Raw genomic sequence first — 12,513 nt, forward strand, 5'->3', positions numbered from 1 at the left:
ATCGTAGGGTGCGCCATGCGCACCAGAGCGAGCTCAGGCATACAGCCTCCAGTGCTGGCTGCGGATGCGCTCCAGGCACAGGCGCAGCTCGCCTTCCAGGGCGCGGTCTTCGATCACCGGCGGGAAATCGCTGGCCAGTTGCTCGCGCATGGCGGCCAGTGGCTCGGGGATGTCCTGCTTGCCGGCGCGCTCACGCAGCCAGACGCCCTGGTTGGCGGCCAGCAGCGTGGCGGCGGCGACCTGCTCGGTCAGCTCCAGGCTGCGCAGGGCATCGCGTGCAGCGATGGTGCCCATGCTCACCTTGTCCTGGTTGTGGCACTCGGTGGAGCGCGAGAACACGCTGGCCGGCATGGTGTTTTTCAGCGCTTCGGCAGTCCAGGCGCTGGCGCCGATCTGCACGGCCTTGAAGCCGTGGTTGATCATCGCCGTTGCAGCCGGCGCGCCGGACAGGTTGCTCGGCAGGCCATGGTTGTAGCGGGTATCGACCAGCAGGGCGAGCTGACGGTCGAGCAGGTCGGCGACGTTGCCCACCAGGTTCTTCAGGCTGTCCATGGCGAAGGCGATGTGCCCGCCATAGAAATGCCCGCCGTGCAGGGTGCGCTCGGTCTCGGCGTCGAACAGCGGGTTGTCGTTGGCGCTGTTGAGTTCGATCTCGATGAACTGGCGCAGCAGGCCCAGGCTGTCGGCCAGCACGCCAAGTACGTGCGGCGCGCAGCGGATCGAGTAGCGATCCTGCAGACGGTGTAGCGGCGGCAGCGGCGCCTCGACGGCCAGATCCTGGCGAATCCAGGCGGCGACCTGGGTTTGGCCCGGATGCGGCTTGGCGGCGAACAGGCGCTCGTCGAAGTGCTCCGGATTGCCCTCCAGGGCGATCACATTGAGCGCGGTGATGCGTGTCGCCAGCTTCAGCAGGTAGTCGGCGCGGGCATAGGCCAGACAGGCCAGGGCGGTCATCACGGCGGTGCCGTTCATCAGCGCCAGGGCCTCTTTAGGGCGCAGGGTCAGTGGCGTCCAGCCGAGCTCTTCATGCACCTCGGCGGCGCTGCGGCGTTCACCCTTGTACAGCACCTCGCGCTCACCGCTGAGGGTGGCGGCGACGTAGGACAGTGGAGTGAGGTCGCCGCTGGCGCCGACCGAGCCTTCTTCCGGGATCAAGGGCAACACGTCGTGCTCGATGAACGCCTGGATACGCTCCAACAGTTCCACGCGCACCCCGGACACGCCGTGGCACAGCGACTGCAATCGGGCGGCGAGCACCGCGCGGGTACTGGGGGCGTCGAGCAGTTTGCCCAGGCCACAACCGTGGAAGGTGAACAGGTGGTGGGGCAGCGCCTCGACCTGATGCAGCGGCACCGTGACCACGCAGGAGTCGCCGTAGCCGGTGGTGACGCCGTAGATCACGCCTTCCTTGTCCAGCAGGGTGTCGAGGAAACGTGCGCCCTTGGCGATCTTTTCCCGGTAGGCGGCATCATCCTGCAACTGGGCGCGGGCCTGGCGCTGCGACAGGGCTACGATGTTCTCGATGGTCAGGGCGCGCTCGCCGAAGATCACCGGCTCAGGCTGGTATGTCGTCATCTCGCTTCCAGAAAGGGTAGAAGTTGAACCATTGCTGCGGTGCGTCCAGGCAGTGTTCGCCCAGGCGCTGCGCGTAACGTTGTGCCCAGCCGTGAACCACCTGGTCGCGCTCGCTGCGCTTCCAGCTCACCGCATCGGCGAAATGTTCCAGGCGCACCTGGTAGCGCCCGTCGATCTTCAGGCAGTGCATCAGCCCGACCGGGCATTGCAACAGGCCGGCCAGCAACCAGGGACCTTGAGGGAAGGCGGCGGGCTGGCCAAGAAAATCGACCGTGACACTGCGTCCGCCATGCAGCGGCACGCGGTCGCCGGCGATCGCCAGCCACTCGCCGCGCTCCAGGCGCTCGGCCAGCTGCAGCATGATTGCCGGGTCCAGCTCGCTGACCTGAATCAGGCGCAGATGGCTGGCGCCGGATTCGCCCAGCAGACGGTTGAAGCGCTCGGCGTGCTTGGTGTGTACCAGCACGTTCATGCGCACCCGCTCGCCAAGCTCGGCCAGCGCCCGACAGACCTCCAGGTTGCCCAGGTGAGCGCCTACCAGCAGTCTTCCACGGCTACCGTCATGCAAGGTGTGGCGCAGGTTGCCGGGGTCTACCAGTTGCAGTTCCTGCAACGGCAGGCGGCCGTTCCACACGTCGAGCTTGTCCAGCAGGCTATCGGCGAACGCCAGGAACTGACGCAGTACCGAACGGCGGCTGGGGCGCAGATCGGGGCGTGCGCCCCAGTTCGCCAGGTTGTACTGGTATTGATGGATGCTGGTCCGCGCGCTGCGGCCAAAGATGTAGAAATACAGGACGATCAGATACAGCAGTGGCACCAGGGGGCGACGGCCGAGCAGGCGCGCGGCGGCGACGGTGAAGCGCATCAGCAGAAAGCTGCCGCGCTCCTTCTGCCGAGCCCAGTGATCGGTGTGCTCGGCAGCGCTCATGCGACCAGCCTGCGCCATAGAATCCTCGGCGCGCGCAGCAGCATGCCGAAGAACAGCCGGGCGTGCATGCCGGAGATCAGCAGGTTGTCGTGCCACAGGCGAAAGTGCGAGAGGCCATCGGCCGGGTAATGCACACGGGTCGGCAGCCAGTGCATGGGCTGCTCGCGCCAGGCCATGCGCACCAGTATCTCGGTGTCGAAGTCCATGCGCCGGCCGAGTTTCACCGTATCGAGCAGGGCCAGGGTGGCCGGCAGCGGGTAGATGCGAAAGCCACACATGGAGTCGCGAATCTGCAATGACAGACAGTTGATCCAGACCCAGACGTGGGTCAGGTAGCGTGCGTAGAGGCGCGACTTGGGCACGCTCGCATCGTATTGCGGATAACCACAGACCAGGGTTTGCGGATGAGCACGAGCGGCGGCGATGAACCGGTCAAGAGTGCTCAGGTCGTGCTGGCCATCAGCGTCTACCTGCAGGGCATGGCTGTAGCCGAGGCGCGCCGCTTCGCGCAGGCCGGCCATCACTGCGCCGCCCTTGCCCTGGTTGCTCGGCAGGCGTAGCAGGTGAATGTTCGGCTGCTGCACCAGTTCGTCGATTACCGCCGCGCAGGTCGCGTTGGAACCGTCATCCACCAGCAGGCATGGCAAGCCGGCGCGGCGCAGTTGCCCGACCACACCGGGCAATGGCCGCTCGTGGTCGTACACCGGGATCACCGCGCAGGGATTGAAGCCTGGCTCAGCCATGGGCCTGCTCCAGCAGAATGCGCCCGGAAGAACAGGCTGCCTCGCCATTGCGATAGGCGAAATACAGCTTGCCGCGTTCGGCATCGAAACGCAGGGACAACTGCAGGGTGTCGCCGGGGCGCACCAGTTGCTGGAATTTCAGCACTTCCATGCCGGCGAAGCGCGGTGGCAGGTCGATGATCAATTGGCGCGCCAGCTGCTGGGCCCAGTCCACCTGCACCACGCCTGGCAGCACCGGCGTCTGCGGGAAGTGGCCGGTGAAATGGGCGAGATCCAGTGGCACCTGCAATTGCAGCAGCCATTCGCCGTCGCGCTGTTCGGCGCTGACAGGCTCCACCCGCGTCGGGCGTGGCGCGGCCAGCAGGGCGTCGATCTGGCTCTGCGCCAGCTTGCCCTGGCTGCTGTAGGGCAGTTCCAGCAGCAGGCGCCAGCGGCGTGGCAGGGCGATGGTTTCGCAGTGTTCGGCCAGGTGTCGACGCAGGGTTTCGGTCACGCTGCGACGGCCCTGATTGCGCAGGACATGCACGCCGTTCGGGCTCAGGGCCAGCACGGCGCCGAGGAAGGCTCGGCCTTCCTGAATCACGCCAAGGCGGGCATCGGTTACCCAGTCATGACTGATCAACGCCTGCTCGAGCATGGGCAGGGAGATGCGTTTCTCCTCGAGCTTGATGATGCGGTCGAGGCGCCCGCGCAGAACGAAACGGCCGTCAGCGCCGATCTCTGCGGCATCTGCGCTCTGTTCGATATGCCCGGCTGGCAAGTACGGTGAAGCGATGCGCAGGGCGCCGGTTTCATCGAGGCTCAGCTCGACGCCTGGGAACGGCAGCCAGGCTGTGTCGCCCTGGCGCCAGCCGATGCCGCCGGTTTCCGAGCTGCCGTAGATTTCCGTCGGCCACTGGCCCAGGCGTTCGTGCAGGGATTCGGCCGCTTCGCTGGGCAGCGCGCCACCGGAGGAAAATACCTGTTTCACGCAGCTCAGTGCCGACCAGTCGAGATTGTCGCCCATGCGCTTGAGCAGGGCCGGGCTGGCGACCCAGACAAAGTCGGTCTGGCTCAGGCTCGCCTGCTGCAGATCTTCAGGGAATGGCAGGGCGCGGCGATACAGAGGGCGACCGGCGCATAGCGGCCAGAGCAGGCGGAACAGCAGGCCGTAGATATGCTGGCAGGCGACGCTGCCGAGGACGGTGGCCTGGCCGAGGTTCTGGCCCCACAACCGCTCCAATGCCTCGACCTCGTTGGCTAGCTGCGCAAGGCTCTTGTCGATCAGCTTGGGTTCGCCACTGGAGCCCGAGGTGCACAGGGTCAGGCGGCAATGTTCGGGCTGCAGCGGTGCGCCTGGCAGTGGTTCGGCATCCAGTTCGGCGATGTCGTCCAGCCACAGGTCGACCTGGGACGTCAGGCGCTGACGTGTCTGCACCTGGGCGTCGGCAGGCAGCAGCACCTCGACGCCAGCGCGCCAGGCACCGAGCAGGGCGATGGCCAGCTCGGCAGCATCTTCCAGATACAGCGCCACGCGTTGTACACCGCGCGCCTGCAGGGCGGCGGCCAGGCGCAGGGCGCGCTCACGCAACGCCGCATGATGCAGGGTGGGTTGCAGGGCAACCTGACGCTCGGGCTGAGCCTCCAGCAACAGATCAGTGAGGGGCAGCCAGATCATTCGTATTTCCTTACCTGCTGGCGGACTAACCATTCGCCAGCGAACAACAGGCCGATCAGGCCGTAAGAGATCAATCCGGTGTAGAGCGTCCACCAGGACAGCGGTGCCCACATCGCCAGTGCCATCAGCAGGACGGTATTGCCGAGGAAGAACAGCGCCCAGACCTTGGTGACGGTGCGCGTGTAGCGCACGGCGACGTCCGGTAGCTCCGGCTCGCGCAGGCGTGCCATGCGTTCCACCAGCGGCGGGCCGAACTTCAGGCTGAGGCCGAATAGCGCCAGCAGCATCAGGTTGAGCAGAACCGGGTACCAGCGCAGCAGCACCGGTTCGTTGGCGACGCCGAGTAGTAAGCAGAACACCAACGCCGCCACGGCCAGCCACAGGCCGCCCGGCCGGCGACGCGCCGTCAGGGCGCGGGCCAGCCAGAGGCCGCCCAGTAACGCGGCGAACACACGCGGCGACCAATGCTCCATGCCGTAATAGACGGCGAACGGGTAGAGCACGCCGGCTATCAGCAACAGCAGGCCAAACAGGCGAGCCATGGGGTCAGTCTTGGGTCTGAGGCGTGTCATTGATCAGGCGATACACGGCCTCGACCACATCGCCCACGCTGCGCACGCTCTTGAACTCCTCGGCGGCGAGCTTGCGCCCGGTCTGGCGCTTGATATGGTCGATCAGGTCGACCGCATCGATGCTGTCGATCTCCAGGTCTTCATACAGGCTGGCGTCCAGGGTCACACGCTCGGCCTCCAGCTCGAACAGCTCCACCAGGGCGCTACGCAGGGTGACGAAGATTTCTTCACGGCTTTGCATCGGTGAAATCCTCAGGCAGCTTTCTGGGCGGAAACGAATGCAGCCAGGCTCGCGACGTTGGCGAAGTGCTTGCGCGTGTCCTTGGCCTCAGCGTCGATCTTGATGCCGAAACGCTTCTGGATTGCCAGCCCCAACTCGAGTGCGTCCACCGAGTCCAGGCCGAGCCCTTCGCCAAACAGAGTCTGCTCCGCGCCAATGTCATCGGCACTCATGTCCTCGAGGCCGAGGGCATCGATGATCAGGTTCTTGATTTCAAGTTGCAGATCGCTCATCTGAGGCGAGCTCCTTCATAAAGTGTTGGTGCAGATGGTCGTTGAGCTTGCGCGAAGCTATCGGCAATGGCGCCTGCTCGGTGAATTGGCGTGGATCGATATCCTCCCCGACCCGCAGCCGAAAGTGAAAACGGCGCGACGGAATGCTGTACCAGGGCTCGGCCTTGGTCAGCGTCGTGGGCGTCACGCTGATGACCACCGGGGTCACCACGCTGGCGCCGCGCACGGCAATCGCGGCGGCGCCACGATGAAATTCCGGGCTGCTGCCAGGTACGGTACGAGTGCCCTCGGGGAAAATGATCAGGGTTTCGCCGTTTTGCAGGGCGCCGGCAGCTTCGTCAAGCATGTCCATGCTGCCGCTGTTGCTGATGTACTGGGCGGCGCGAATCGGCCCGCGCATGCAGGGGTTTTCCCACAGGCTCTGTTTGACCACGCAGTTGGCGTCGCGGATGAAGGCGATCAGCACGACCACGTCGATCAGCGAGGGGTGATTGGCGATCACCATCTGTCCCGGGCGGCCGAGGCGCTCTGCACCCTCGACCTCATAGGTGAGTACGCCGGTGCGGAACATGAATTCGACGAATAGGCTAAAGGTGCGGCTGACCACCGCGCGTGCACGGGTACGCCGACGCAGGGCGTCGCCTGGCAGCAGGCCGAGCAGCGGGAATACCAGCACGCGCAGCAGTACACCGCCGACGCCGAACAGGGCGAAGCTCAGTGCAGTGGCGACAAGCCTCCATGCATAAGGCGGGCTATAAGGGCTCAGGCCTCGTTGCGTGACCAGGTCCATTGGCGGTCTTTCCAGTAATGAGTCAGCGTTCGCTGCCCGCCATGCAAGGCGCGCAGCAGGTTCAGGGGGTGTGGCCAGGCGGCGGGTAAGCCGGATTCGGCAGGTGCGAGGCTCAAGGTCCAGGTTTTGCCCGGTTTCAGCAGCAGAGCCAGCGCGTACGAGAAGGGTACGTCATCTATATAGGCTGTATAGAGGTCGGGCGGCAACTCTTCGGCAATGACCAGCAGAACAGCGGGGGCGCCCTCGGCAAGTAGCCCGCTGGCTTCCAGCATGGCCTGTTCCAGGCCGTCCCCGGCAGCGGCCATGGCGGTCATTTCGCTATTGTCTTCGCGCAGGATCGACCACAGACCGATGATGGCGTTGTGCACTGACAGGCTGAATTGGGTGGGCGACAGCGGCTCGCCCTTCGCCAGCTCGTTGAGGATCGCCAGCGTGCGCGGGGTTTCGCCATGACGCGAGGCGAACACCAGGGGTAAAGGGCCTTGCCCCTCGGCCAGTGGCCAGGCGACATGGAACAGCATGCGCGCCAGCCGGCTGAGGCGGCGCCGTTGCATGGCGGGTAGGAAACTCACGTCCGGCTGTTGCTGGTCGTCGGGCACGACCTCGGGGGCGTTGCACCAGGCACGCCAATCATCCTCTGACTCCAGGCCGGGGGCCCAGGCGCGCAATCCTTCGATCTGGAAATTCATAGCACGAGGCTTTTCGCCACTCCGGGCATACTGGTCGGCACGACGATACGCCTGAAAGAGACGGCGTCAGTCAGTGCCATGGCATAGTGCCGGTACTTGTTCGGGCGGGCATTATCTAGATGCACGCGGCGCTGTGCAAATGTTGCGCAGCTTCTTCTGATGGGCGGATGATGGCGATGTGGCCTACGTCTCGTGCTTGTCATGGGCTTTGCATAGAATTCGGAACATTCCAGATCAGGGAGAGCGGCGATGCGACGTGTGGTGTTCAACCAGAAAGGGGGGGTGGGCAAGTCCAGCATCGCCTGTAATCTCGCGGCGGTCAGTGCGGCGCAGGGCTACCGTACGCTGCTGATTGACCTGGATGCCCAGGCCAACTCGACTCACTACCTCACCGGGCTCACTGGCGAGGAAATTCCCATGGGCATTGCCGACTTCTTCAAGCAGACCCTGTCTTCCGGGCCCTTCGCCAAGAAGGGCAAGGTGGATATCTACGAGACGCCGTTCGACAACCTGCACGTGGTCACCGCCACGGCCGAGCTGGCCGAGCTGCAGCCGAAGCTGGAGCAGAAACACAAGATCAACAAGCTGCGCAAACTGCTCGACGAACTGGCCGAAGATTACGACCATATCTACCTGGACACACCGCCGGCACTGAATTTCTATACGGTTTCCGCGCTGATTGCGGCTGACCGCGTGCTGATCCCCTTCGACTGCGACAGCTTCTCGCGCAACGCCCTGTATGGCCTGCTGGCCGAGATCGATGAGTTGAAGGAGGACCATAACGATGCTCTGGAGGTGGAGGGCATCGTGGTCAACCAGTTCCAGCCGCGCGCGACCTTGCCGCAGCAATTGCTGGATGAGCTGATCGCCGAGGGCTTGCCGGTGTTGCCGGTGAACCTGATGAGTTCGGTAAAGATGCGCGAATCGCACCAGGTGTGCACGCCGCTGATCCATCTGGATGCACGGCACAAGCTGACGCTGCAGTTCGTCGAATTGCACGATCTGCTCAATCAGGCTTGAGGGGCTGTCAACGATAAAACAAGGCGCCCGCGGGCGCCTTGTTCGTTAGCGCACCACGAACACGTCGCAAGGCGCCTTGTGCAGGAAATGCTGCGCCAGGCTGCCCAGCAAGGCTTGAGAAAAGGCGCTGCGGCCGTGGCTGCCGAGCACCAGCAGTTCTGCTCGACGCGTCTTGATCTGCTCTTGCAGGCTGCGCAGGATGCCGCCCTGCAGCACGTCGTGGCTGAGCTTCGGGCCGCCAGGCGGCAGGCTTTGCGCTTCGTCTTGCAATAGCTGATCGATCAGGCCGCGCTGGGTCTGCAGTTGCAGTTCCACCTGCTGCGGCGTGCCCTTGTCTGGTTCGAATACATGCAGGGCGTGCAGCTCGGCATCGCCGGGCAGCAGGCGATAGGCCTGGCCGAGGGCACTGCAGGCGCACAGGGAGAAGTCGATGGCGGCCAGCGCCCTCTTATAAGGCTGGGCGTCGTTGCGCGCTACCAGCAGCAGCGGCACGGTGCAGCGGCGGGCGATGCGATCGAGGCTGGTGCCGGAGAAAAAGTCATGGCGCTGGTGGTGCCCGCCCAGCACCAGCAGGTCGCAGCCGCTGTCCTGAACCTGTTGCAGCACCACTTCCGAAGGTTTGCCGCTGAGCATGCGCAGTTCAGTGCCGGGAGGGGCGTATCGGGTCAGGCTGCGATCCAGCGCTTGGCGCGCCTTTTCGTGCTGTTCGCTGCTCTGGCTAGGGTCGAGCACGTGCAGGATGCTCAGTCGGGCGTTGTGCTGCTGGGCCAACTGCGTGGCGCGGCATAACGCCATGTCAGCGGTGTCGCGCAGGTCATGGGCGATAAGAATGTGCTTGAACATGGTGACGGCTCTCCTGCCGATACCCCTCGGCAATTTTATTGTGCCTGTTCAGATAGCCGCTCTTTTGACCTATGGCAAGGTCGGGGAATGTTACCGATTGCGAATGCAGGCAGCGGCACCGATCAGCGTAAACGCAATTGGTAGTACCCGCGACTTTCTGCGACCACTTCGCCGCTGCCGTCGGTCAGTTGCAGCTCCAGCAGATAGTCGGCCTTGCCCTGCAGGTTGGCCTGTTCTTCCAGATGGGCGATTTCCTCGGCCGAGAGGCGTGCCTCGACCTGAATGTCGCCCGTGGCCGGGCGGCGAAAGCGCAGGTTCATTTCCTTGATGATGGGATAGAAGCGCTGGGCGTCGAAGCTGGTCAGAAACAGCGCGCCGCCGGGAATTTCGGCCAGGGTGAACAAGGCGCCGGCGTACATGCTGCCGATATGGTTCTGGTTGCCTTGCAGGGGCATGCGCAGGCGTACGAATCCTGGCTCCAGCACTTCGGCTTTGAGGCCGCTGCGTTTGACGAAGGCGATCTGTTCTTCGGTGAGCTGACGAGCGATTTCCACGGGCAGCGGCATGGCGAAACTCCTTGAGCGGACGTTTTGCCAGACTAAGGGGCGGTTGGCGCGCTGCAATTGACCGCAGCGCCCGTGGCGACTGACCGAAGTGCTCAAGCGCCCCAGGCACGTAGTCCGGATGCAATCCGGGAAATCGCGTAACGGCTATCCCCGGATCGCATTCGGGCTACAGGTGCATCCTAAATGCCCTGCTGGCGCAGCCAGGCCTGCAGTTGTGGGAGAGGCATGGCGCCGCTCTGGCGGGCGACTTCGACGCCGCCCTTGAACAGGATCAGGCTGGGAATGGAGCGTATGCCCAGTTGCCCGGCCAGGTTCTGGTTGGCCTCGCTGTCGAGCTTGCCCAGGCGGCAGCGTCCCTGCAGCTGTGCGGCTGCCTGCTGGAAGGTCGGGGCGAAAGCCTGGCAGGGGCCGCACCAACTGGCCCAGACATCCACCAGCAATGGCAGGTCGCCTTTCAACTGACTGGCGAAGTTGGCTTGGGTGAGCGTGATGGGCGCAGCGGGCAGCACTTCACTCTTGCAGCGGCCGCAGCGTGGGGCGTCGTGCAGACGCTCGACGGGAATGCGGTTGAGCCCGTTGCAGTGCGGGCAGGGAATCAGCAGCGGATCGGACATGAGGCGAGACTCCGTGGGTCATGTGCCTTAAATGGAGCCAGCGCCTGCGGATATCAAGTCAGAGCGGGGTCAGCGGGAAGAACCAGGGGATGACCAGGGTGGCTACGCCCCACAGCAGCAGGTTCAGGGGTATACCGATCTTCATGAAGTCGGTAAAGCGGTAGCCACCGGCGTTGTAGACGAAGGTGTTGGTCTGGTAGCCGATGGGCGTGGCGAAGCTGGCACTGGCGGCGAACATCACTGCGACCACGAAGGCGCGTGGGTCCACGCCCAGATGTTGGGCCATGCCGATGGCGATGGGGGTGATCAGCACGGCCACGGCGTTGTTCGACAGCATTTCGGTAAGGATGGACGTGAACAGGTAGATAAAGCTCAGCATCAGCAACGGTCCGGCCCAGGGCAGCCAGCCCATGACGTTTTCCACCAGCAGCTTGACCAGGCCAACCTTGTCCATGGCGATGCTGATGGCCAGCATGCCGAAGATCAGGCTGAGAATTTTCCAATCCACCGCCTTGTAGGCGTCCTCCACATCCAGGCAACGGGTCGCCAGCACGGTGACTGCGCCGATGATCGCCAGGCCTTCGATGGGCATCACGCCAAAGGCGGCCAGCAACATCACGGCCAGGGTGGAGAGAATCGCGATGGGCGCCTTGTCGCGGCGGAAGGCGCGCTCCTGCACGGCGTTGAGGCTGATCAGCTCGCCGTTGTCGGCGAAGCGTTTGATCTGCGCCGGTGTGCCTTCGACCAGCATCACGTCGCCGAATTGCAGCTCGAAATCATCGAGGTTGCCCTGCACGTTCTCGTCCTGGCGGTGCACGGCGAGCACGGCGATACCGTAGCGCGCGGTGAGGTCCAGGTCGCGCATCGGGCGGTGGCTGTAGCGCGAGTTACGCCCGACGATGGCCTCGGCGAGGATTACGTCGTGGCTGCTGATGGTCTCGAAGGCGTCACCGCGGTTGAAGCTCAGGTGGCCGCTCTCACGCAGCTCCACCACATCCTTGACCTGGCCGTGCAGCACCAGGCGGTCGCCACTGGAGAGCAGGGTTTCGGCGCCGGGTTCGGTCAGTTCCTGCTCTTCACGGAACAGCTTGAGCACCTGCAGGCCGCTGCCGCCATTGAGGTTGGCTTCGTGCAGGGTCTTGCCGATCATCGGTGAGTCGTGCGGTACCAGCAGTTCGGTCATGAAGGTGCGCGACAGATCCGGGCGCAGCTGGCGCGACAGGGTCTCGCGTTCTGGCAGCAGGTGGCGGCCTACGGTCAGCAGGTAGAGCATGCCAAAGGCGGCCATGATCAGGCCGACGCCGGTGATCTCGAAGATGCCAAAGGGCGCCATGCCCGCCTTGCGTGCGACACCGTCGACCAGGATGTTGGTCGAGGTGCCGATCATGGTCAGGGTGCCGCCGAGAATGGTGGCGTAGGACAGCGGGATCAGCAGTTTCGACGGCAGAGTGCCGGCGCGGCGCGCCAAGGCGATGGCCACCGGGGTGAGGATGGCCACCACTGGCGTGTTGTTCAAGCAGGCCGATACCACCAGCGCGGTGACGGTGAGGCCGGTGAGCACGCGAATCGGGCTGGTGCCGACCAGATTGCCCAGCCAATTGCCGAGGGCGTCGATGCAGCCGGTACGCTCCAGCGCAGCGGAGAGCACGAACATGCAGGCGATGGTCACGGGGGCTGAGTTGGACAGCACGCTTAGCACTTCGCCTGGTGTCAGCAGCTGGCTGACCAGCAAGGCGGCCACGGCGATGGCGGCGACGATGTCCGGGCTCCACTTTTCGCGGACGAAGGCATAGAGCACCCAGATCAGCAGGGCGCCGACAAACAGCAGAGGCAGGGAGTCCCAGAGCATGAAAATCCTTAGAACCGGCCGCTGATCCGCTGGGTGGCCTGGCTGTTTGGCAGCAGGTCTCGGCCAGCGGGATCGGGGACAGATTCTTTGCGTCGAATCTCGTGTGAGGTATCGGGCACGCACTGGGCGGCCTGGCAGGGCGCCAAGATAGAGG

At 64.4% G+C, this 12,513-nt stretch carries 14 protein-coding genes; 1 reads left to right on the forward strand and 13 read right to left on the reverse strand.

Annotated features, from left to right (window positions below):
- Nucleotides 1-33: 33 nt before the first annotated feature.
- The 9 genes from BM186_RS05010 to BM186_RS05050 are packed head-to-tail and all read right to left on the reverse strand — an operon-like array spanning nucleotide 34 to nucleotide 7,467.
- Nucleotides 34-1,575, reverse strand: a complete 1,542-nt coding sequence (locus tag BM186_RS05010; RefSeq protein WP_074913746.1) for an HAL/PAL/TAL family ammonia-lyase — start codon at nucleotides 1,573-1,575, stop codon at nucleotides 34-36.
- The gene (locus BM186_RS05015; protein WP_074913926.1) at nucleotides 1,556-2,503 is read right to left on the reverse strand and encodes an LpxL/LpxP family acyltransferase; all 948 of its coding nucleotides are present in this window, start codon (nucleotides 2,501-2,503) and stop codon (nucleotides 1,556-1,558) included. Before BM186_RS05015 ends, BM186_RS05010 begins: the two co-directional genes overlap by 20 nt.
- A complete protein-coding gene (locus BM186_RS05020) occupies nucleotides 2,500-3,246 on the reverse strand; it encodes a glycosyltransferase family 2 protein (protein ID WP_074913747.1) in 747 nt (248 codons plus the stop codon). The genes BM186_RS05015 and BM186_RS05020 overlap by 4 nt, the downstream gene beginning before the upstream one ends.
- Nucleotides 3,239-4,903 carry an acyl-CoA synthetase family protein gene (locus tag BM186_RS05025; RefSeq protein ID WP_074913748.1) on the reverse strand — a complete coding sequence of 555 codons (1,665 nt, stop codon included), beginning with the start codon at nucleotides 4,901-4,903 and terminating at the stop codon, nucleotides 3,239-3,241. The genes BM186_RS05020 and BM186_RS05025 overlap by 8 nt, the downstream gene beginning before the upstream one ends.
- Nucleotides 4,900-5,445: a COG4648 family protein gene (locus BM186_RS05030; RefSeq protein WP_074913749.1), complete on the reverse strand. Its 546-nt coding sequence runs from the start codon at nucleotides 5,443-5,445 to the stop codon at nucleotides 4,900-4,902. The genes BM186_RS05025 and BM186_RS05030 overlap by 4 nt, the downstream gene beginning before the upstream one ends.
- Before the next feature lie 4 nt (nucleotides 5,446-5,449).
- The gene (locus tag BM186_RS05035; RefSeq protein ID WP_074913750.1) at nucleotides 5,450-5,716 is read right to left on the reverse strand and encodes an acyl carrier protein; all 267 of its coding nucleotides are present in this window, start codon (nucleotides 5,714-5,716) and stop codon (nucleotides 5,450-5,452) included.
- A gap of 11 nt (nucleotides 5,717-5,727) precedes the next feature.
- Nucleotides 5,728-5,988: a phosphopantetheine-binding protein gene (locus tag BM186_RS05040; protein ID WP_017678587.1), complete on the reverse strand. Its 261-nt coding sequence runs from the start codon at nucleotides 5,986-5,988 to the stop codon at nucleotides 5,728-5,730.
- The gene (locus BM186_RS05045) at nucleotides 5,969-6,778 is read right to left on the reverse strand and encodes a lysophospholipid acyltransferase family protein (RefSeq protein WP_174892478.1); all 810 of its coding nucleotides are present in this window, start codon (nucleotides 6,776-6,778) and stop codon (nucleotides 5,969-5,971) included. The genes BM186_RS05040 and BM186_RS05045 overlap by 20 nt, the downstream gene beginning before the upstream one ends.
- On the reverse strand, nucleotides 6,751-7,467 hold the full coding sequence (locus BM186_RS05050) for a beta-ketoacyl synthase chain length factor (protein ID WP_074913751.1): 717 nt from the start codon (nucleotides 7,465-7,467) through the stop codon (nucleotides 6,751-6,753). The genes BM186_RS05045 and BM186_RS05050 overlap by 28 nt, the downstream gene beginning before the upstream one ends.
- A gap of 249 nt (nucleotides 7,468-7,716) precedes the next feature.
- On the opposite strand from BM186_RS05050, the gene BM186_RS05055 reads away from it, so the two are divergent.
- A complete protein-coding gene (locus BM186_RS05055) occupies nucleotides 7,717-8,487 on the forward strand; it encodes a ParA family protein (protein WP_074913752.1) in 771 nt (256 codons plus the stop codon).
- Between the two features lie 45 nt (nucleotides 8,488-8,532).
- Here BM186_RS05055 and BM186_RS05060 read toward each other — a convergent pair whose 3' ends face one another.
- The 4 genes from BM186_RS05060 to BM186_RS05075 all read right to left on the reverse strand — a co-directional run bounded on the left by BM186_RS05060 (nucleotide 8,533) and on the right by BM186_RS05075 (nucleotide 12,482).
- Nucleotides 8,533-9,330, reverse strand: a complete 798-nt coding sequence (locus tag BM186_RS05060; protein ID WP_074913753.1) for a universal stress protein — start codon at nucleotides 9,328-9,330, stop codon at nucleotides 8,533-8,535.
- A gap of 122 nt (nucleotides 9,331-9,452) precedes the next feature.
- On the reverse strand, nucleotides 9,453-9,896 hold the full coding sequence (locus BM186_RS05065) for a YiiD C-terminal domain-containing protein (RefSeq protein ID WP_074913754.1): 444 nt from the start codon (nucleotides 9,894-9,896) through the stop codon (nucleotides 9,453-9,455).
- Between the two features lie 179 nt (nucleotides 9,897-10,075).
- On the reverse strand, nucleotides 10,076-10,510 hold the full coding sequence (gene trxC / locus BM186_RS05070) for a thioredoxin TrxC (protein WP_074913755.1): 435 nt from the start codon (nucleotides 10,508-10,510) through the stop codon (nucleotides 10,076-10,078).
- Nucleotides 10,511-10,568: 58 nt separating this feature from the next.
- Entirely contained in the window at nucleotides 10,569-12,482 is a 1,914-nt protein-coding gene (locus BM186_RS05075; protein ID WP_330165512.1) for an SLC13 family permease, read from the reverse strand.
- Nucleotides 12,483-12,513: the final 31 nt, after the last annotated feature.

This window comes from Ectopseudomonas toyotomiensis, assembly GCF_900115695.1.
Classification (GTDB): domain Bacteria; phylum Pseudomonadota; class Gammaproteobacteria; order Pseudomonadales; family Pseudomonadaceae; genus Aquipseudomonas; species Aquipseudomonas toyotomiensis.